This window comes from Burkholderia sp. AU18528 (genome assembly GCF_002223215.2).
Taxonomy (GTDB): domain Bacteria; phylum Pseudomonadota; class Gammaproteobacteria; order Burkholderiales; family Burkholderiaceae; genus Burkholderia; species Burkholderia semiarida.
Map to the genome: position 1 here is coordinate 499,984 of NZ_NKFC02000004.1, position 19,884 is coordinate 519,867.

The window sequence follows — 19,884 nt, forward strand, 5'->3', positions numbered from 1 at the left end:
CTTCGTTCTGATTGATTTTCACCCACGATAAGCGGAAGATTTCGCGGTCGCAATAGGAAATCGGAGTGCATAATTGATTCGGATCGAATGCGACGCGTATCTGACCGTACGCGACACGGAAGGCCGGTCGGCCAGTCTGTCGGACGTCGCTCCGCTGCTGGAACTCGTGGCCGATACGGGCAGCATCGCGCAGGCCGCGCAAGCCAAGGGACTGTCGTACCGGCACGCGTGGGGCATGCTGCGCGCGCTGGAATCGTGCATCGGCGGGGAATTGATCGAAACCGCGCGCGGCAAGGGTTCGACGTTGTCGGCGCTCGGCCGGGCGGTCGTCGATGCGCAGCGTCTGGCGCATAGTCGCCTCGACGGGAACCTGCGCACGCTGGCGGCCGAGGTGGCCAGCGACCTGAACCGGCGGCTCGCGCAGCGCGACGGCGCCGTGCGCATCCATGCGTCGCACGGTTATGCGGTCGCGACGCTCGTTTCCGCGCTCGTCGATGCGCAGGCGGCCGTCGACATCAAGTATCGCGAGAGCGTCGAGGCCGTGCAGGCGCTCGCCCGCGGCGAATGCGACCTCGCCGGTTTCCATTTGCCGCGCGGCGCGTTTCGCGCGCAGTGCGCGCAGATCTACCGGCCGTGGCTCGACGACGCGCGCCACGTGCTGATCCATCTCACACGCCGCCAGCAGGGGCTGTTCGTGCCGCGCGGCAACCCGAAGCAGGTGCGCGGGCTGGCGGATCTCGCGCGTGACGACATCCGCTTCGTCAACCGCCAGCCGGGGTCGGGCACGCGCATGCTGCTGGATCTCGCGCTGCGCGCGATCGGCATCGATCCGGAGCGCATCGACGGCTATGCGTCGGCCGAACTCACGCATTCGGCGATCGCGGCGTTCGTCGCGAGCGGCATGGCCGATCTCGGCTTCGGCGTCGAGCCGGCCGCCCGTCACTTCGGGCTCGACTTCATCCCGATCGTCGACGAAGACTATTACTTCGCATGCGAACGCGCGCGGCTCGATGTGCGGCCGCTCGCCGATGTGCTGGCGCTGCTGCGCGACGCACGCTTCGTCGAACGCGTCGCGCATCTCGACGGCTACGATCCGGCTGCGTGCGGCGCGCTGGAGCGCATCGCGACCGGGCTGGCCGGCGGCGACGGCACGAGCGTGCCGGACGGCAATTCCCGGTAACGAGGACGCGATCGAACCGCGCTGCAGCAGCGGGGGATTTGCGCTACGCTTGCCGCTTGATCAACGTTCCAACAAGCACGCCGTTCAGGCGTCATCCCGCCATGAAATTTCCCGTTCCCCTTGCCGCGGCAGCGTTGACCGCGGGGTTGCTGGTCGTCGCTTCGCCGTTTGCGTTCGCGCAGAATTCCCCGGGCGTGCCCGGCGGCATCCTGAGCGAACAGTTCCGACTGAACGAACATCCGCAGATGCCGTTCGCGGCATCGGCGCCGTCGGACAAATACCAGACCGGCAAGAAGTCGGCGTTGCGCCGCAAGGGCGACCTGGGCGACCCGAACGGCTGCAACCTGAAGTGCCCGATGGATGCCCGGTAGCGCGGAGGCAGTTGGCCTGTGCCCAAGTGGGGTGCTGTCTTCTGCGTCACGGATCGATCAACCGACAGACCTGCTACCCGCGCTCCACCCAATCTTGCTTTGTTCGAGCCCCGCAAAGCCTGCGCTTTTCGGGGCTCGTGCTTTTCCGCGGCCCTTCATGCAACGCGGGAGACGAAACGGCGATTTGCCCGCATCACCTTTCGGACAGGAGCCTAGGGTTAACCCGTAAATCAGGAAGGATGTCTTCCTGAAACCTGCCTTATTCTTAAGCATCCACCTACATAAACTTCGGTTTGTCGGCGCTGATCAAGGGTGTTCACCGCCGAATCAGACAAATCTGGAGGTAGGTCATCATGAAGTCGCTCGTTCAAGCCGTTGTCGTTGCTGCCGCTCTCGTTGCCCCGGTTGCGTCGTTCGCCCAGTCGGGCTCGACGATCACCCGTGCGCAGGTCCGTGCCGAACTGGTTCAACTGCAGCAGGCCGGTTACAACTCCGCTCGCGGCGAAGATCCGCATTATCCGGAAGCGATCCAGGCCGCAACCGCGCGTGTCGCGGAGCAGCAGCGCAGCGCACTGGCTCAAGCTCAAGGCGCCGACGCCAGCGGCTACGGTGCGCAGGCACAGGGCGCATCGGCGTCGGGTTCGCGCGCAATGGGCGTGCGCCCGGCCAGCGCGGACGAAATGAAGTCGCTGTATCGCGGCAGTTGAGCCCCGCGTCGCCGGTCACGGTCGGGGCCCAAGTCGTGCCCAAACCCTGACCAGCGGGCCGGCCGCTGCGCGGCGCAATCGCTGATGGGGCGACCGCGCCAGAACATCCGTCACCTCCTGCCGCCGGAGCACCGGTGGCATTCCGCCCGGCCCGTCCGGGGCTGGGTGCTTTTTCGGAAGGAGTCGGCGTGCGTGTCGCCGGCAACAAAAAACCCCGCAGACTGGCGTCATGCGGGGTTCGTGCGACGAGCGCGGAATTTGGTGGAGGCGGCGGGAATCGAACCCGCGTCCAGAAGCGCTCCACGACTAGTTCTACATGTTTAGTTCGGTCTTTTGATTTAACCGCAGCGACGCGGACGAACACGCTGCACTACGGCGATTCGCTAGGTTTTCGACCCTGGCGTCGCGACGCCGACAGGGCTTAACTGACGTAAATGACCTCTGGCGGTATTGCTACCGGTCTTGCGACACTAGCCCGTCAGTGAACTAGGCAGAGGACGGCGGCCCTTAGGCTGCCAGTGCGAACGTATCGTCGTTTGCAGTTACGATTTTCCCATTGATTAACGAGGTGACGGGTCCTCGACATGCCCTAGCCGCTTCACAACCCCTGTCGAAACCAGGTCGCCCCCGCGGATAAGATCGACCATTATAGCCCAACATCGCGCAGCAGGTGCCGCAGTTCCTGCGTCGAACCGACGAGATGCTGCGCTTGCCAGTCAGCCGGCGCCGCGCCGTCGCCGCAGTAGCCGTACGCGGCGGCGACCGTCGCCATGCCGGCGGCGCTTCCGGCCTGAATGTCGCGAAGATCGTCGCCGACATAGACGATGCGCTCGGGCGCGAGCGCCATCTGCGCTGCCGCATGCAGCAGCGGAGCCGGGTGCGGCTTCGAGTGCGGCGTTGTGTCGCCCCCGACGATGCAGGCCGCGCGCGACGACAGGCCGAGCAGGTCGGCGAGCGGCGCCGTGAGGCGCATCGCCTTGTTCGTGACGATGCCCCAGCGCACGCCGCGCGCATCGAGTTCGTCGAGCACGTCGCCGATGCCGGGAAACAGCGTGGTATGTACGCAGATATCCGTTGCGTAATTGATCAGGAACTCGTCGCGCATCGCTTCGTAGCCGGGCGTGTGCGGATCGATGCCGAACGCGCCGCCCAACAGGCCCCGCGCGCCGGCGGACGCCAGCGGCCGCAACACGTCGAGCGGCGTTTCGGGCAGGCCGCGCGCGCGCTGCATCTTGTTGACGGCTGCCGCGAGATCGGGCGCTGTGTCGGCGAGCGTGCCGTCCAGGTCGAACAGGACCGCATCGCAGTGCAGCAGGCGCGGTTCGTCTGCGATCCGCGCGGTCGAAAAGGGAGTCGTCATGCCGTTCGGAGGGTCACGCGCCGCGGCGGCACGCGACGAGGTAGTTGATGTCGGTGTCGTTCGACAGCGCGAAGCGCTTGCCGATCGGGTGATAGGTGATGCCCTTGATCTCGACGATGTGCAGACCCGTCGCGCGCACGAAGCCGGCCAGTTCCGACGGGCGGATGAAGCGCGCATAGTCGTGCGTGCCCTTCGGCAGCATTTGCGCGATGTACTCCGCGCCGATCACGGCGAACAGGTAGGACTTCAGGTTGCGGTTGAGCGTCGAGAAGAACACCCAGCCGCCCGGCTTCACGAGCGTCGCGCACGCGGCCACGATGTCGCCGGGCGACGGCACGTGCTCGAGCATCTCCATGCACGTGACGACGTCGTAGGTGCCGGGTTCGCGCGCGGCGATCGCTTCGGCGGCGATCGCCTCGTATTCGACCGAAATGCCGCTTTCGAGGCTGTGCAGGTCGGCCACGCCCAGCGCTTCGGTCGACAGATCGATGCCTTTCACCTGGGCGCCGAGCCCGGCCATCGATTCGGACAGGATGCCGCCGCCGCAGCCGATGTCGAGCGCGCGCTTGCCGGCCAGATGCGCATGGGCATCGATCCAGCCGAGCCGGACCGGGTTCAGGTCGTGCAGCGGTTTGAATTCGGCATTCGGATCCCACCACCGATGGGCGAGGTCGCTGAATTTCTGGAGTTCGTGCGGATCGGCGTTGGTCATGTCGGCAAACGGGCTACGAGAGGAGGGCGGTGCTTCGGTGCGTCAGCCCCGAGTATATAAGCGGGCGAACGACGAGGCCAGCGAGCGCCTGGACGGGCGTCAATGAAAAAGCCCCGCCGGAGCGGGGCTTTGAAGCAGTCGAGAGCCGCGGCTTAGTTTGCCGGAACGGTCGTCTTTTCCACTTGCTGCGTACCAACCACTTCGACTTCCACGCGGCGGTCCGGTGCGAGGCAGGCGATGAGTTGCTTGCGGTTCTTCTGGTTGCAGCCAGTCGTAACCGGGTTGCGCTTGCCCTTGCCTTCCGTGTAGATCTTGTTGGCCGGCACACCCTTGCTGACCAGGTACGACTTCACGGCTTGAGCACGGCGCAGCGACAGGCGGTCGTTGTACTTGTCCGAACCGATGCGGTCCGTGTAGCCCGTTGCAACGACCACTTCCGTGTTCATGCCTTGGATCTTCGAAGCCAGTTCGTCCAGCTTCTGCTTGCCCAGCGGCTTCAGCGTTGCCTTGTCGAAGTCGAACAGTGCGTCGGCTTGATACGTGATCTTCTGGCTCGAGATGACCGGAGCGACCGGAGCGACCGGCGGCTGCGGTGCCTGGGCGACCAGTGCGCCATCGCACTTGGCGTTGGCGGTGGCCGGCGTCCAGAACGCATCGCGCCAGCAGAGCTCGTTCGTGCCGTTCATCCACACCCATTCGCCCGTGCCGTTCACCCAGTTGTCATTGACGGCCTGACGCGACGCCGGCACCGATTGTGCCGAAGCGGATGCAGCCATAACTGCGGTAGCTGCAATGAACGCGAGCTTTGAAAGTTTATTCATATTTCTCCTCTCGAAATTGAGATTACCGCAGGTTTACTGCGAGCCTGTTGACGGTGACAAGTCATACATTGCTCGAAGTATAACATTGGTGCGGCACAAAAATGCGGCGCCGCTCCTTGTAGGTAGACTTCGAGCAGCGTCTAACTTTCAGTGCGTTGGCATTTTGCCATATCGTTCCCTTCCTACGAAAAAAAATCCTCCCCACCCCAAGATCGCTTCAACTTTGTGGTGCATGCGCAACACCGGCCTGCCGCAACTTTTAGAAATTGTCAAGAGCGCGCGTGAGGTTGTGCGCCGGCGTGCGGTTGTTTACGCGTGCGCATGAAACGCGCGCCGCGCAGTCGTCCGCGACGTCGGGTCCGAGCCGGGCGCGCAGTCGCGCCCGGCTTGCCGCCGCCGCGATTTTCGCTATCTATATATAGAGGGGGAGGCGAATTGGCGGCTGATGGGCGCATGTTAGAATCTCGCGTTGCGTTGCGCATGCAGCGCCCACGCGAAAGGCGTTCGCCGTCTTCGCTCCGAAACGATACGGATACATGGATCAATTCGCCAAAGAGACCCTGCCCACCTCCCTAGAGGAGGAAATGCGCCGTTCGTATCTCGATTACGCGATGAGCGTGATCGTCGGACGTGCCCTCCCGGATGTCCGCGATGGCCTGAAGCCCGTGCATCGGCGCGTGCTGTTCGCGATGCACGAACTGAACAACGACTGGAACCGCGCGTACAAGAAGTCGGCGCGTATCGTCGGTGACGTGATCGGTAAATACCACCCTCACGGCGATACCGCGGTCTACGACACGATCGTGCGGATGGCGCAGGATTTCTCGCTGCGCTACATGCTGATCGACGGGCAGGGCAACTTCGGCTCGATCGACGGCGACAATGCCGCGGCGATGCGCTACACCGAAATTCGCATGGCGAAGATCGGTCACGAGCTGCTCGCCGACATCGACAAGGAAACGGTCGATTTCGAGCCGAACTACGACGGCAACGAAATGCAGCCGTCGGTCCTGCCGTCGCGCATCCCGAACCTGCTGATCAACGGCTCGTCGGGCATCGCGGTCGGCATGGCGACCAACATCCCGCCGCACAACCTGAACGAAGTCGTCGACGCGTGCCAGCACCTGCTCGGCAACCCGGACGCGACGATCGACGAGCTGATCGAGATCATCCCGGCGCCGGACTTCCCGACGGCCGGCATCATCTACGGCGTCGCCGGCGTGCGCGACGGCTACCGCACCGGGCGCGGCCGCGTCGTGATGCGCGCGGCCACGCACTTCGAGGAGATCGACCGCGGCCAGCGGATGGCGATCATCGTCGACGAGCTGCCGTACCAGGTGAACAAGCGCTCGCTGCTCGAGCGGATCGCCGAGCTCGTCAACGAGAAGAAGCTCGAGGGCATCTCCGACATCCGCGACGAGTCCGACAAGAGCGGCATGCGCGTCGTGATCGAGCTCAAGCGCGGCGAAGTGCCCGAAGTGGTGCTGAACAACCTGTACAAGGCGACGCAGCTGCAGGACACGTTCGGCATGAACATGGTCGCGCTCGTCGACGGCCAGCCGAAGCTGCTGAACCTGAAGGAAATCCTGCAGTGCTTCCTGTCGCACCGACGCGAAGTGCTGACGCGCCGCACGATCTACGAACTGCGCAAGGCCCGCGAACGCGGCCACGTGCTCGAAGGTCTCGCGGTCGCGCTCGCGAACATCGACGAATTCATCGCGATCATCAAGGCCGCACCGACGCCGCCGATCGCGAAGCAGGAGCTGATGGCGAAGCCGTGGGATTCGTCGCTCGTGCGCGAGATGCTGACGCGCGCCGAGAGCGAGAACGCGGCGGCCGGCGGCCGTTCCGCGTACCGTCCGGAAGGCCTGAACCCGGCGTTCGGGATGCAGGGCGACGGGCTGTACCGCCTGTCCGACACGCAGGCGCAGGAAATCCTGCAGATGCGTCTGCAGCGCCTGACCGGCCTCGAGCAGGACAAGATCATCGGCGAGTACCGCGACGTGATGGCGCAGATCGCCGACCTGCTGGACATCCTCGCGCGCCCCGAGCGGATCACGACGATGATCGGCGACGAGCTGACCTCGGTGAAGGCCGAATTCGGCGACGCGCGCCGCTCGAGGATCGAGCTGAACGCGACCGAGCTGAACACCGAGGATCTGATTACGCCGCAGGACATGGTCGTCACGATGTCGCACGCGGGCTACGTGAAGTCGCAGCCGCTGTCCGAGTACCGCGCGCAGAAGCGCGGCGGTCGCGGCAAGCAGGCGACGCAGATGAAGGAAGACGACTGGATCGAGACGCTGTTCATCGCGAACACGCACGATTACATCCTGTGCTTCTCGAACCGCGGCCGCGTGTACTGGGTCAAGGTCTATGAAGTGCCGCAGGGCTCGCGCAACTCGCGCGGCCGTCCGATCGTCAACATGTTCCCGCTGCAGGAAGGCGAGAAGATCAACGTCGTGCTGCCGGTCAAGGAATTCTCGGCCGACAAGTTCATCTTCATGGCGACGTCGCTCGGCACCGTGAAGAAGACGCCGCTCGAGGCATTCAGCCGCCCGATGAAGAAGGGCATCATCGCGGTCGGCCTCGACGACGGCGACTACCTGATCGGTGCGTCGATCACCGACGGCGCGCACGACGTGATGCTGTTCTCCGACGCCGGCAAGGCCGTGCGTTTCGACGAGAACGACGTGCGTCCGATGGGGCGCGAGGCGCGCGGCGTGCGCGGCATGCAGCTCGAGGACGGGCAGCAGGTCATCGCGATGCTGGTTGCCGGCAGCGAGGAGCAGACCGTGCTCACCGCGACCGAAAACGGCTACGGCAAGCGCACGCCGATCACCGAGTACACGCGCCATGGCCGCGGCACGAAGGGTATGATCGCGATCCAGACGTCCGAGCGCAACGGCAAGGTCGTGGCTGCGACGCTCGTCGACGCCGAGGATCAGATCATGCTGATCACGACGGCCGGCGTGTTGATTCGCACCCGTGTTTCCGAGATACGCGAGATGGGGCGCGCCACGCAAGGTGTTACACTCATCAGTCTCGATGAGGGTACCAAGCTCTCTGGCCTGCAGCAGATCGCGGAGGCCGAAGAGGGAGAGGGCGAAGCCGACGAGGCGTCGGACGGCGAAGCCTGAAGAACGGATGAGACTCTGGCCGCCGCGGGCGAAAAGCGCCGCGGCCGGCGAGCAACCATTCATATTTCCAAAAGGGAGTGATGATGCAAAAGCAATTCAAGCAACTGGTTCTGCTGGCTGCACTGGTGCCGACGTTCGCGATGGCGCAGGCGCTGTCGAATTCCGCACCGGCTGCTCCGGCGGCAGCTGCGCCGATCGACGCCGACAAGAAGGCCGCGATCAAGGATCTGCTCGACGCGATCGACGCGCCGAAGCTCGTGTCGGCAATCGGCAACAGCGCCGAAATGCAGGCGAAGCAGCTCGTACCGGCCATCCTGTCGGACGCGCTGTCGGAAAACAAGACGCTGAACGACAAGCAGAAGCAGGCTGCCGTTCCGACGCTGCAGAAGAACGCGGTGCCGAAGCTGGTCGACGGCGCAGGCAAGGTGTTCGGCACGCAGCAGTTCCAGAGCGATGCGATGTCGGCGCAGTACGACGCGTACGCGAAGTACTACAGCACGTCGGAGATCAAGGATCTGACGACGTTCTACAAGAGCCCGACGGGCCGCAAGTTCATCCAGGTTCAGGATCAGGTCGGTCGCGACGTGGTCAACGGCCTGATGCAGAAGTACATGCCGCAAGCGATCCAGGCAACGCGTACGCAGGCTGACAAGGAAGTCGCAGCAGTCAAGCCGGGCAAGTAAGCCGTCCGGGCGCGCCCCCGGCCGTTCGGCCGGGTTTGGCGGGAGCCTGACGACAGTGCGATAATGGCCGTTTGCGCGCGAGCGCAAGCGGCCATTTCTTTTCTGGCGCGTTTTGCCGGCGGCAAGCCGGTCGCGTCCTTCCCGAGGTTTTCACGATGCGCGTCTTTAATTTCTCCGCCGGCCCGGCGGCGATGCCCGAGGAAGTGCTGCGGCAAGCCGCCGACGAAATGCTCGACTGGCACGGCAGCGGCATGAGCGTGATGGAGATGAGCCATCGCGGCAAGGAATTCATGTCGATCCACGAGGCCGCGCTGACCGACCTGCGCGACCTGCTCGGCGTGCCGGCGAGCCACCGGATCCTGTTCCTGCAGGGCGGCGGCATCGCGGAAAACGCGATCGTGCCGATGAACCTGCTCGGCTCGCGCAAGACGGCCGACTTCGTCGTGACGGGTTCGTGGTCGCAGAAATCGTTCGGCGAGGCGAAGAAGTTCTGCACGCCGCATCTGGCCGCGACCGGCAAGACGGAGGACGGCTTCACGCGTGCGCCCGCGCGCGCCGAATGGCAGTTGTCGGACGATCCGGCCTACGTGCATCTGTGCACCAACGAGACGATCGACGGCGTCGAGACGTTCGAGATCCCCGATCTCGGCGACGTGCCGCTGGTCGCGGATGTCTCGTCGCACATCCTGTCGCGCCCGATGGACGTCGCGAAATACGGCGTGCTGTTCGGCGGCGCGCAGAAGAACATCGGGATGGCCGGCGTGACGGTCGTGATCGTGCGCGAGGATCTGCTCGATCGCGCGCTGTCGATCTGTCCGTCCGCGTTCGAATGGAAGACCATCGCCGCGAACAACTCGCTGTACAACACGCCGCCCACCTACGCGATCTACATCGCGGGCCTCGTGTTCCAGTGGCTGAAGCGGCAGGGCGGCCTCGAAGCGATCGAGGCCCGCAACACCGAAAAGGCGAAGCTGCTCTACGACACGATCGACGCGAGCAGTTTCTATCTGAACAAGGTCGAGCCGGCAGCACGTTCGCGCATGAACGTGCCGTTTTTCCTGGCCGACGAATCGCGCAACGAAGACTTCCTTGCCGGCGCAAAGGCGCGCGGGCTGCTGCAGCTGAAGGGCCACAAGTCCGTCGGCGGCATGCGGGCGTCGATCTACAACGCGGTGCCGCTCGAGGGCGTGAAGGCGCTCGTCGAGTACATGAAGGACTTCGAGCGGCGCGGCGCCTGACGGCGGCGCTGTTCAAACAGCACGGCAAAACGCATGGACGACGAACTGAATTCCCGCCTGAAACCGCTGCGCGACCGCATCGACGCGATCGACGCGCAGCTGATCGCGCTCCTGAACCAGCGCGCCGCGGTGGCGCTGGAGGTGGGCGAGGTCAAGAAGCATTTCAACGCGCCGGTGTTCCGGCCGGAGCGTGAGCTGCAGGTGATCGCGCGGCTGCAGGACATGAGCGCCGGGCCGCTCGCGAGCGAGCACATCAGCGCCATCTGGCGCGAGATCATGGCGGCGAGCCGCGCGCTCGAGCAGACGATCCACGTCGCGTTCCTCGGGCCGGTCGGCACGTATAGCGAGCAGGCGATGCTCGAGTATTTCGGCCAGTCGATCGAAGGGCTGCCGTGCCCGTCGATCGACGAGGTGTTCCGCTCGGTCGAGGCCGGTGCGTCCGCGTTCGGCATCGCGCCGGTCGAGAATTCGACCGAAGGCGCCGTCTCGCGCACGCTCGACCTGCTGCTGCAGACCCAACTGGTGATCAGCGGCGAGCTCGCGCTGCCTATCCATCACAACCTGCTCACGCAGAGCGGCACGCTCGACGGCGTGAAACGTGTCTGCGCACATGCGCAGGCGCTCGCGCAATGCCAGCAGTGGCTCGCGGCGAATGCGCCGCAGCTCGAGCGGCAAGCCGTGGCGAGCAACGCGGAGGCCGCGCGCCTCGCGGCGGCCGATCCGACCGTCGCCGCGATCGCGGGCGACCGCGCGGCCGCGCACTACGGTTTGCAGATCGCGTTCTCGCTGATCCAGGACGACCCACACAACCGCACGCGCTTCGTGATCGTCGGCAAGCAGCCGGCCGGCCAAAGCGGTCACGACCAGACGTCGCTGATCGTGTCGGTGAAGAACGAGCCGGGCGCCGTGTTCAAGCTGCTCGAGCCGCTCGCGCGGCACGGCGTGTCGATGACGCGCTTCGAATCGCGTCCGGCCCGCGTTGGCACGTGGGAGTACTACTTCTACATCGACATCGAAGGGCACCGCGACGATGCGGCGGTGGCGGCCGCGCTCGCGGAACTCGGTCAGAAGGCCGCGTTCCTGAAGATACTCGGCTCGTATCCGCGCGCACGGTGACGCGCTGCGGCCCGGCGCCCGCTTGTGCAGGCGTGGTGGCCGGGCGGGCAGGGCAGGCCGGTCGGCGCTGCCGAAGGCGGGCTCGGGCGGTATCCGGTGCAGGTTGCGCCGGATGCGGGCCCGCTGCCCGGAATCTGGAATTCCGCGTGCGGGGCGTCGTTTCGCGCGCGTAACTTGGCTCTTGTCGTGTCAGGCTTTGCATTCAACAAACTGGTCATCTTCGGCGTCGGCCTGATCGGCGGGTCGCTCGCGCGCGCGTTGCGCGAGCGCGCGCCGGGCAGCGCGGGCGAGATCGTCGGCGTGGGCCGTTCGCAGGCGTCGGTCGAGCGCGCGCTGTCGCTCGGCGTGATCGACCGTGCGGCGGCGCTCGACGACGACGCGCAATTGCGCGACGCGCTGGCCGGCGCCGATCTCGTCCTGCTGGCCGCGCCCGTCGCGCAGACGGGCCCGTTGCTCGCGCGCGTCGCGCCGTGGCTCGACCGCGCGACGATCGTCACCGATGCGGGCAGCACCAAGTCCGATGTCGTCGCGGCGGCGCGCGAAGCGCTCGGCGCGCGCATCGCGCAGTTCGTGCCGGGTCATCCGATCGCGGGGCGCGAATCGAGCGGTGTCGAGGCCGCGTTGCCGGATCTCTACGTCGGCCGCAACGTCGTGCTCTGCCCGTTGCCGGAGAACGCGCCCGAAGCCGTGGCGCGGATCGACGCGATGTGGCGCGCGACCGGCGCCGACGTGCGCACGATGAGCACCGAGCAGCACGATCGCGTATTTGCGTCGATCAGCCATCTGCCGCACGTGCTGTCGTTCGCGCTCGTCGAGCAGATTCTCGGCGAAGCCGACGCGGAACTGAAATTCTCGTACGCGGCCGGCGGTTTCCGCGATTTCACACGCATCGCGGCGTCGAACCCGGAAATGTGGCGCGACGTGTGCGTCGCGAATCGCGCGGCGCTGCTCGACGAGCTCGACGGCTATACGCGCGTGCTCACGCGGTTGCGCGCGGCGATCGACGCCGGCGACGGCGCGGCGCTCGAAGCCGTATTCACGCGCTCGCGCGCCGCACGCAAGGCATGGCAGGAACGCGGCGGCACGCCGGCTGCCGAACCGGTCAAGAAATAACAGGACGATTCCCATGGACTATCTCGATCTCGGCCCATACTCCAGCGCATCGGGCACCGTGCGCCTGCCCGGCTCGAAGAGCATTTCGAACCGCGTGCTGCTGCTCGCGGCGCTCGCCGAAGGCGAAACGACGATCACCAACCTGCTCGACTCCGACGACACGCGCGTGATGCTCGACGCGCTCGGCAAGCTCGGCGTGAAGGTCGCGCGCGACGGCGACACCTGTGTCGTCACCGGCACGCGCGGCGCGTTCACCGCGAAGACGGCCGACCTGTTCCTCGGCAACGCGGGCACGGCGGTGCGGCCGCTGACCGCCGCGCTCGCGGTGAACGGCGGCGACTATCGCGTGCACGGCGTGCCGCGCATGCACGAGCGGCCGATCGGCGATCTCGTCGACGGTTTGCGCCAGATCGGCGCGCAGATCGACTACGAGCTCAACGACGGCTACCCGCCGCTGCGGATCAAGCCGGCGACGATCTCGGTCGACGCGCCGATCCGCGTGCGCGGCGACGTGTCGAGCCAGTTCCTCACCGCGCTGCTGATGACGCTGCCGCTCGTGAAGGCGAAGGAGGGCAGGACCGTCGTCGAAGTCGACGGCGAGCTGATCTCGAAGCCGTACATCGACATCACGATCCGGCTCATGGCGCGTTTCGGCGTGACCGTCGAGCGCGACGGCTGGCAGCGCTTCGTCGTGCCGGCCGGCGTCCGCTACCGCTCGCCGGGGCGGATCATGGTCGAGGGCGACGCGTCGTCCGCGTCGTACTTTCTCGCGGCCGGCGCGTTGGGCGGCGGCCCGTTGCGGGTCGAGGGCGTGGGGCGCGCGAGCATCCAGGGCGACGTCGGTTTCGCGAACGCGCTGATGCAGATGGGCGCGAACGTGACGATGGGCGACGACTGGATCGACGTGCGCGGCATCGGCCACGATCACGGCAAGCTCGAGCCGATCGACATGGACTTCAACCTGATTCCCGACGCGGCGATGACCATCGCGGTCGCGGCGTTGTTCGCGAACGGCACGAGCACGCTGCGCAACATCGCGAGCTGGCGCGTGAAGGAGACGGACCGCATCGCCGCGATGGCGACCGAGCTCCGCAAGGTCGGCGCGATCGTCGAGGAAGGCCCCGACTACCTCGTCGTCACGCCGCCGGAAAAGCTCACGCCGAATGCGGCGATCGATACGTACGACGATCACCGGATGGCGATGTGCTTCTCGCTCGTCAGCCTGGGCGGCGTGCCCGTGCGGATCAACGATCCGAAGTGCGTCGGCAAGACGTTCCCCGACTATTTCGACCGCTTCGCCGCGCTCGCCAAGGCCTGACCCGACTGTTCCGATGAAATCCACCCGACCCTTTCACCCGACTCCCGTCATCACGATCGACGGCCCGACCGCTTCCGGCAAGGGCACCGTCGCGGCGCTCGTCGCCGCGCACCTGGGTTTTCACCTGCTCGACAGCGGCGCGCTGTACCGGCTCGCGGCGCTCGCGAGCGTGCGCTACGGCATCGCCGCGGAAGACGTCGACGCGCTGGTGAAGCTGATCGACGACCTGCACATCACGTTCCGTGAAGGTTGCGCGCAGCTCGACGGCGTCGACGTGTCGAACGACATCCGCGCCGAAGCGGTCGGCAACCGCGCGTCGGCCATCGCCGTGCACGGGCCCGTGCGCACCGCGCTCGTCGCGCGCCAGCGCGCGTTCCGCAAGACGCCTGGCCTCGTGGCGGACGGGCGCGACATGGGCACCGTGATCTTCCCGGACGCCGTGCTGAAGGTGTTCCTGACGGCCAGCGCCGAGGCACGCGCGACCAGGCGGCATAAGCAATTGATGCAAAAAGGTTTTTCTGCTAGTATAGATGACTTGCTCCGGGATCTTCGTGAACGTGACGCGCGCGACAGCAATCGCGCGGCCGCGCCGCTGAAGCCTGCGGCAGATGCCAAGCTGCTCGATACGTCGGCACTTTCGGTCGATGAAGCCGTCGACCAGGTGCTGCAGTGGTACCGGGCACTCGGCCAGCCGGCCTGAGAAGGCAGGCAGCGGTAGGTGCTTCGCGTCGCAAGCGCGGAGCGTGTTTCGAACCCTTAACCCCGTGTGGTCCTCGATCTGGCCCTTTCAGCCTGCCATTCCGGCCGGCGTGGCACAGCGAGCCATGCACAATCAGATTTTTATGTCCGACCTGCAAACCTCCAACCCGAATACCGAATCCTTTGCGGCTCTGTTCGAAGAGTCGCTGACCCGCCAAGACATGCGCGCCGGCGAAGTGATCTCCGCCGAAGTCGTGCGCGTCGACCACAACTTCGTGGTCGTCAATGCAGGCCTGAAGTCCGAGGCTTACATTCCGATCGAGGAATTCCTGAACGATCAGGGCGAGGTTGAGGTGCAGTCGGGCGATTTCGTGTCCGTCGCGATCGACGCACTCGAAAACGGCTACGGCGACACGATCCTGTCGCGCGACAAGGCGAAGCGCCTTGCATCGTGGCTGTCGCTGGAAAAGGCGCTCGACAACAACGAGCTCGTCACCGGCACCATCACCGGCAAGGTGAAGGGCGGCATGACCGTGATGGTCAACGGCATCCGCGCGTTCCTGCCGGGTTCGCTGGTCGACACGCGTCCGGTCAAGGACACGACCCCGTACGAAGGCAAGACGCTCGAGTTCCGCGTGATCAAGCTCGATCGCAAGCGTAACAACGTCGTGCTGTCGCGTCGTGCAGTGATCGAAGCCACGCAAGGCGAAGAGCGCGCGAAGCTGCTCGAGACGCTGAAGGAAGGCGCGATCGTCAACGGCGTGGTCAAGAACATCACCGACTACGGCGCGTTCGTCGACCTCGGCGGCATCGACGGCCTGCTGCACATCACCGACATCGCATGGCGTCGTGTGCGTCACCCGAGCGAAGTCCTGTCGGTTGGCCAGGAAGTCACCGCGAAGATCCTCAAGTTCGACCAGGAGAAGAACCGCGTCTCGCTGGGCATCAAGCAACTGGGCGACGATCCGTGGGAAGGCATCTCGCGCCGCTACCCGTCGGGCACGCGCCTGTTCGGCAAGGTCACGAACATCACCGACTACGGCGCATTCGTCGAAGTGGAATCGGGCATCGAAGGCCTCGTCCACGTGTCGGAAATGGACTGGACCAACAAGAACGTTGCGCCGTCGAAGGTTGTCCAGCTGGGCGACGAAGTCGAAGTCATGGTCCTCGAGATCGACGAAGACCGCCGTCGTATCAGCCTCGGCATGAAGCAGTGCAAGCCGAATCCGTGGGATGACTTCAGCCGCAACTTCAAGAAGGGCGACAAGATCACGGGCGCGATCAAGTCGATCACCGACTTCGGCGTGTTCATCGGTCTGCCGGGCGGCATCGACGGCCTGGTCCACCTGTCGGACCTGTCGTGGAGCGAAGCCGGCGAAGAAGCCGTTCGCAAGTACAAGAAGGGCGACGAAGTCGAAGCAATCGTGCTCGGTATCGACGTCGAGAAGGAGCGCATTTCGCTCGGCATCAAGCAGCTCGAAGGCGACCCGTTCAGCAACTACGTTGCCATGAACGACAAGGGCTCGATCGTCGACGGCGTCGTGAAGACGGTCGATGCGAAGGGTGCGGTCGTCACGCTGACGGGCGACGTCGAAGGCTACCTGCGTGCGTCGGAAATCTCGCAGGATCGCGTCGAAGACGCACGCAACGTGCTGAAGGAAGGCGACAAGGTCAACGCGATGGTGATCAACATCGATCGCAAGTCGCGCGGCATCAACCTGTCGATCAAGGCGAAGGATTCGGCCGAGCAACAGGAAGCGATCCGCGGCCTGCAGTCGGACACGAGCGCTGCCGCGACCGGTACGACCAACCTCGGCGCGCTGCTGAAGGCGAAGCTCGACGGCCAGAACCAGTAAGCCTTACGAGGTCTGCTGAAGTATGACCAAATCCGAGTTGGTCGCGCAGCTGGCATCGCGATTTCCGCAACTTGTCCTCAAGGATGCGGATTTCGCGGTGAAAACGATGCTCGATGCGATGTCCGACGCCCTGGCGAAAGGGCATCGCATTGAAATTCGGGGTTTCGGCAGTTTCGGCCTCAACCGTCGCCCGGCGCGCGTCGGACGCAACCCGAAGTCGGGGGAGAAAGTGCAGGTGCCCGAGAAGTTCGTGCCGCACTTCAAACCTGGCAAGGAGTTGCGTGAACGCGTCGACGGCCGCGCCGGTGAACCGCTGAAGGCTGACGATCCGGACGACGAGCGTTGAGCGTCGTTCGGTGTGCCCGGAACCTGTCCGGCGAAGGCTGAAAAGAAAAGCGCCCCTTGCGGGCGCTTTTTTCATTTCGGGCCACGGGTGTGCAACGCGGGCGCACAGGATGTGCGCAGCCGCGGAAACGCTTCCTTTACAATACGGGTCGATTCGGTGCGACGAAGGGGAGTCGCGCGCCGCGGCAAACCTCAACAAAGAGAGGGCTTCATGAAGTTTATCGTCTGGCTGATCCGGGTATTGGTGTTCGTCCTGCTGCTGGTGCTCGCGCTGGCCAATACACAAACCGCGACGCTGAATTTCGTTGCCGGCTACGCATGGCAAGCGCCGCTGATCCTGATCGGCCTGGCATTCTTCGTCGTGGGGCTGCTGGCCGGCCTGCTGTCCGCGCTGCCTTCGATCTTCCGCCTGCGTCTCGAGAACGGGCGTTTGAAGCGCGATCTGCGTGCGGCGCGCGAAACGCCCGCCGTCATCGACCAGCCGCCGATGCCGCCTGTCATTTAACACGGACGCCGCGCGATTCCTCGCGCGGTTTTCGTCTCTGCTTCGATATTTCGCATGGATCTGGATTTCTGGTGGTTGCTCGCGATTCCGGTCGCATTCGCGCTCGGTTGGGCGGCGTCACGCTATGACCTGAAGAATCTCCTGTCGGAGAGTGCCAACCTGCCGCGCTCGTATTTTCGCGGCCTGAATTTTCTGTTGAACGAACAACCGGACAAGGCGATCGATGCGTTCATCGAGGTGGCCAAGCTCGATCCCGAGACGGTCGAGCTGCACTTCGCGCTCGGCAACCTGTTTCGCCGTCGCGGCGAGACCGACCGCGCGATCCGCGTGCACCAGAACCTGCTGAGCCGCACCGATCTGCCGGTCAACGAGCGCGACCACGCGCTGTACGAACTGGGCCAGGACTTCCTGAAGGCCGGCCTGCTGGATCGCGCCGAAGAGGCGTTCCACAAGCTCGCGGACGGCGACTACGCGCTCGGCGCACAGCGGGCGTTGCTGACGATCTACGAGATCGAGAAGGACTGGAACAAGTCGATCGACACGGCCAAACGCATCGAATCGATGAGCGACAAGCCGCTCGGCATCGAAATTGCGCAGTTTCACTGCGAACTCGCGCAGGACGCGCTGCAGCGCAAGAATGCCGCAGCGGCGGCCGAGCAACTGCGCCTTGCGCTGACCGTGAATCCGCAGAACGTCCGTGCGACGGTTCTGTCCGGCGATGCGGCGGAAGCGGCAGGCGACCACGCGGCCGCGATCGAGTACTGGAAGCGCGTCGAAGCGCAGAATTCGGCGTATCTGCCGCTCGTCGCCGACAAACTGATGAAGGCGTACGTCGCACTCGGCAAGAACGTCGAAGGCGCGGAGCTGCTGATGGGGTACGTCGATCGTTATCCGTCGAACGACCTGCTCGACATCGCCTATCAGCATATCGCCGGGTTGCGCGGCCAGGATGCCGCGCACACGCTCGCGCGCACGCAGATGGAAAAGTCGCCGAACCTGTCGGGGATGCTGCACCTGCTCGATGCGCAGATCGCGGCGGCCGACGAACCGCGTCGTAAGGAACTTGAAATGATGCGTGCGCTGATCAAGCAGCGCACGAAAAATCTGCCACGGTATACGTGCCAGAATTGCGGTTTCCGGGCACGGCTCTTCTACTGGCAGTGCCCCGGCTGCAGCGGCTGGGAAACCTATGCGCCGCGCCGCGTCGAACCTGCGATGCCGGGCTGATTCCGGCGCGCGGAGCCAACGCGCAGCGGTTGCCGCCGGGCTCGTCCCGGCGGCCAAGTTAGTCAATTACCGGGAAGTACCGGAACATCTATGAAAATCACCATCATCGGCACCGGCTATGTCGGTCTCGTCACGGGCGCCTGCCTCGCGGAGATCGGTCACGACGTCTTCTGTCTCGACGTCGATCCGCGCAAGATCGACATCCTGAACAACGGCGGGATGCCGATTCACGAACCGGGGCTGCTGGACATCATCGCGCGCAACCGCACGGCGGGGCGCCTGCGCTTTTCGACCGACATCGAGGCGAGCGTCGCGCATGGCGAGATCCAGTTCATCGCGGTCGGCACGCCGCCCGACGAGGACGGCTCGGCCGACCTGCAATACGTGCTCGAGGCCGCGCGCAACATCGGCCGCCACATGACGGGCTTCAAGGTGATCGTCGACAAGTCGACGGTGCCGGTCGGCACCGCGCAGCGCGTGCGCGGCGTGGTCGACGAGGCGCTTGCCGCACGCGGGCTCGCGGGCAGCGTCGCGCATCGCTTCTCGGTCGTATCGAACCCGGAATTCCTGAAGGAAGGCGCCGCGGTCGAGGACTTCATGCGTCCGGACCGGATCATCATCGGCGTCGACGACGACGAAACCGGCACGACCGCGCGCGAGAAGATGAAGAAGCTCTACGCGCCGTTCAACCGCAATCACGAGCGCACGATCTACATGGACGTGCGTTCGGCCGAGTTCGCGAAGTATGCGGCGAACGCGATGCTCGCGACGCGCATCTCGTTCATGAACGAGATGTCGAATCTCGCCGACAAGGTCGGCGCGGACATCGAGGCCGTGCGACGCGGGATCGGCTCCGATCCGCGCATCGGCTATCACTTCCTGTACGCGGGCGTCGGCTACGGCGGCTCGTGCTTCCCGAAGGACGTGCAGGCACTGATCCGCACCGCGGGCGAGAACGGCCAGCCGCTGCGCATCCTGGAGGCCGTCGAGGCCGCCAACCATGCGCAGAAGGACGTGCTGATCGGCAAGATCGAGCAGCGCTTCGGCGCCGACCTGACGGGCCGCGAGTTCGCGGTCTGGGGCCTGGCGTTCAAGCCGAACACCGACGACATGCGCGAGGCGCCGAGCCGTCGCCTGATCGCGGCGCTGCTCGAACGCGGAGCAACCGTGCGCGCGTACGATCCGGTCGCGGTCGACGAAGCGCGGCGCGTGTTCGCGCTGGATTTCGGCGACGATGCGCGCGCACTGGCGCGGCTGCATCTCGTCGACACGCAGGATCTCGCCGTCACCGGCGCGGATGCGCTCGTGATCGTGACCGAGTGGAAGGAATTCCGCAGCCCCGATTTCACGCGCCTGAAGGCCGAACTGAAGGCGCCGGTGATCTTCGACGGGCGCAACCTGTACGAGCCGGACGCGATGGCCGAGCTGGGCATCGACTATTACGCGATCGGCCGGCCGTACGTCGATCCCCAGTCGTCCTCCCGTGGCTGAAC

18 protein-coding genes and 1 other RNA gene are annotated in these 19,884 nt (G+C 65.3%); 15 read left to right on the top strand and 4 right to left on the bottom strand.

Annotated elements, in window-relative coordinates:
* Window positions 1-73: 73 nt before the first annotated feature.
* From CFB52_RS05015 to CFB52_RS05025, 3 genes are all read left to right on the top strand, one after another.
* Window positions 74-1,180: a substrate-binding domain-containing protein gene (locus tag CFB52_RS05015; RefSeq protein ID WP_099316179.1), complete on the top strand. Its 1,107-nt coding sequence runs from the start codon at window positions 74-76 to the stop codon at window positions 1,178-1,180.
* Between the two features lie 101 nt (window positions 1,181-1,281).
* Window positions 1,282-1,551, top strand: a complete 270-nt coding sequence (locus CFB52_RS05020; protein WP_059574073.1) for a hypothetical protein — start codon at window positions 1,282-1,284, stop codon at window positions 1,549-1,551.
* Window positions 1,552-1,904: 353 nt separating this feature from the next.
* The gene (locus CFB52_RS05025) at window positions 1,905-2,258 is read left to right on the top strand and encodes a DUF4148 domain-containing protein (protein ID WP_099316180.1); all 354 of its coding nucleotides are present in this window, start codon (window positions 1,905-1,907) and stop codon (window positions 2,256-2,258) included.
* Between the two features lie 259 nt (window positions 2,259-2,517).
* On the opposite strand, the gene ssrA is transcribed toward CFB52_RS05025, so the two are convergent.
* From ssrA to ompA, 4 genes are all read right to left on the bottom strand, one after another.
* Window positions 2,518-2,887: a transfer-messenger RNA gene (gene ssrA, locus CFB52_RS05030) on the bottom strand.
* Window positions 2,888-2,904: 17 nt separating this feature from the next.
* Window positions 2,905-3,618: a phosphoglycolate phosphatase gene (gene gph, locus CFB52_RS05035; protein WP_099316181.1), complete on the bottom strand. Its 714-nt coding sequence runs from the start codon at window positions 3,616-3,618 to the stop codon at window positions 2,905-2,907.
* A gap of 13 nt (window positions 3,619-3,631) precedes the next feature.
* Window positions 3,632-4,330 carry a bifunctional 2-polyprenyl-6-hydroxyphenol methylase/3-demethylubiquinol 3-O-methyltransferase UbiG gene (gene ubiG / locus CFB52_RS05040; RefSeq protein WP_099316182.1) on the bottom strand — a complete coding sequence of 233 codons (699 nt, stop codon included), beginning with the start codon at window positions 4,328-4,330 and terminating at the stop codon, window positions 3,632-3,634.
* 152 nt (window positions 4,331-4,482) lie between these two features.
* Complete coding sequence (gene ompA / locus CFB52_RS05045) at window positions 4,483-5,151, bottom strand: outer membrane protein OmpA (protein ID WP_059574070.1); 669 nt, start codon at window positions 5,149-5,151, stop codon at window positions 4,483-4,485.
* Between the two features lie 536 nt (window positions 5,152-5,687).
* On the opposite strand from ompA, the gene gyrA reads away from it, so the two are divergent.
* The 12 genes from gyrA (at window position 5,688) to CFB52_RS05105 (ending at window position 19,882) form a co-directional block, all read left to right on the top strand.
* Window positions 5,688-8,291: a DNA gyrase subunit A gene (gene gyrA, locus CFB52_RS05050; RefSeq protein WP_059574069.1), complete on the top strand. Its 2,604-nt coding sequence runs from the start codon at window positions 5,688-5,690 to the stop codon at window positions 8,289-8,291.
* 83 nt (window positions 8,292-8,374) lie between these two features.
* The gene (locus CFB52_RS05055) at window positions 8,375-8,974 is read left to right on the top strand and encodes a DUF2059 domain-containing protein (RefSeq protein ID WP_006486966.1); all 600 of its coding nucleotides are present in this window, start codon (window positions 8,375-8,377) and stop codon (window positions 8,972-8,974) included.
* A gap of 155 nt (window positions 8,975-9,129) precedes the next feature.
* Window positions 9,130-10,212, top strand: coding sequence for a 3-phosphoserine/phosphohydroxythreonine transaminase (serC, locus tag CFB52_RS05060; protein ID WP_059574068.1), 1,083 nt, complete (start codon window positions 9,130-9,132; stop codon window positions 10,210-10,212).
* A gap of 33 nt (window positions 10,213-10,245) precedes the next feature.
* Window positions 10,246-11,328, top strand: a complete 1,083-nt coding sequence (gene pheA / locus CFB52_RS05065; protein WP_034206715.1) for a prephenate dehydratase — start codon at window positions 10,246-10,248, stop codon at window positions 11,326-11,328.
* Between the two features lie 186 nt (window positions 11,329-11,514).
* Complete coding sequence (locus CFB52_RS05070) at window positions 11,515-12,441, top strand: prephenate dehydrogenase/arogenate dehydrogenase family protein (RefSeq protein ID WP_059574067.1); 927 nt, start codon at window positions 11,515-11,517, stop codon at window positions 12,439-12,441.
* A gap of 13 nt (window positions 12,442-12,454) precedes the next feature.
* Window positions 12,455-13,759 (top strand): 3-phosphoshikimate 1-carboxyvinyltransferase, encoded by a 1,305-nt coding sequence (gene aroA, locus CFB52_RS05075; protein ID WP_059574066.1) that lies wholly within the window; start codon window positions 12,455-12,457, stop codon window positions 13,757-13,759.
* 13 nt (window positions 13,760-13,772) lie between these two features.
* Window positions 13,773-14,459, top strand: coding sequence for a (d)CMP kinase (cmk, locus tag CFB52_RS05080; protein ID WP_059501685.1), 687 nt, complete (start codon window positions 13,773-13,775; stop codon window positions 14,457-14,459).
* 142 nt (window positions 14,460-14,601) lie between these two features.
* Window positions 14,602-16,314: a 30S ribosomal protein S1 gene (gene rpsA / locus CFB52_RS05085; protein ID WP_059574327.1), complete on the top strand. Its 1,713-nt coding sequence runs from the start codon at window positions 14,602-14,604 to the stop codon at window positions 16,312-16,314.
* A gap of 22 nt (window positions 16,315-16,336) precedes the next feature.
* Window positions 16,337-16,660, top strand: coding sequence for an integration host factor subunit beta (locus tag CFB52_RS05090; protein WP_006486894.1), 324 nt, complete (start codon window positions 16,337-16,339; stop codon window positions 16,658-16,660).
* A 210-nt stretch (window positions 16,661-16,870) separates the two neighbouring features.
* Window positions 16,871-17,164: a lipopolysaccharide assembly protein LapA domain-containing protein gene (locus CFB52_RS05095; protein ID WP_034183038.1), complete on the top strand. Its 294-nt coding sequence runs from the start codon at window positions 16,871-16,873 to the stop codon at window positions 17,162-17,164.
* 54 nt (window positions 17,165-17,218) lie between these two features.
* The gene (gene lapB, locus CFB52_RS05100; protein WP_099316183.1) at window positions 17,219-18,391 is read left to right on the top strand and encodes a lipopolysaccharide assembly protein LapB; all 1,173 of its coding nucleotides are present in this window, start codon (window positions 17,219-17,221) and stop codon (window positions 18,389-18,391) included.
* Window positions 18,392-18,481: 90 nt separating this feature from the next.
* Window positions 18,482-19,882, top strand: coding sequence for a UDP-glucose/GDP-mannose dehydrogenase family protein (locus tag CFB52_RS05105; protein ID WP_060965722.1), 1,401 nt, complete (start codon window positions 18,482-18,484; stop codon window positions 19,880-19,882).
* The last annotated feature ends 2 nt before the right edge of the window (window positions 19,883-19,884 follow it).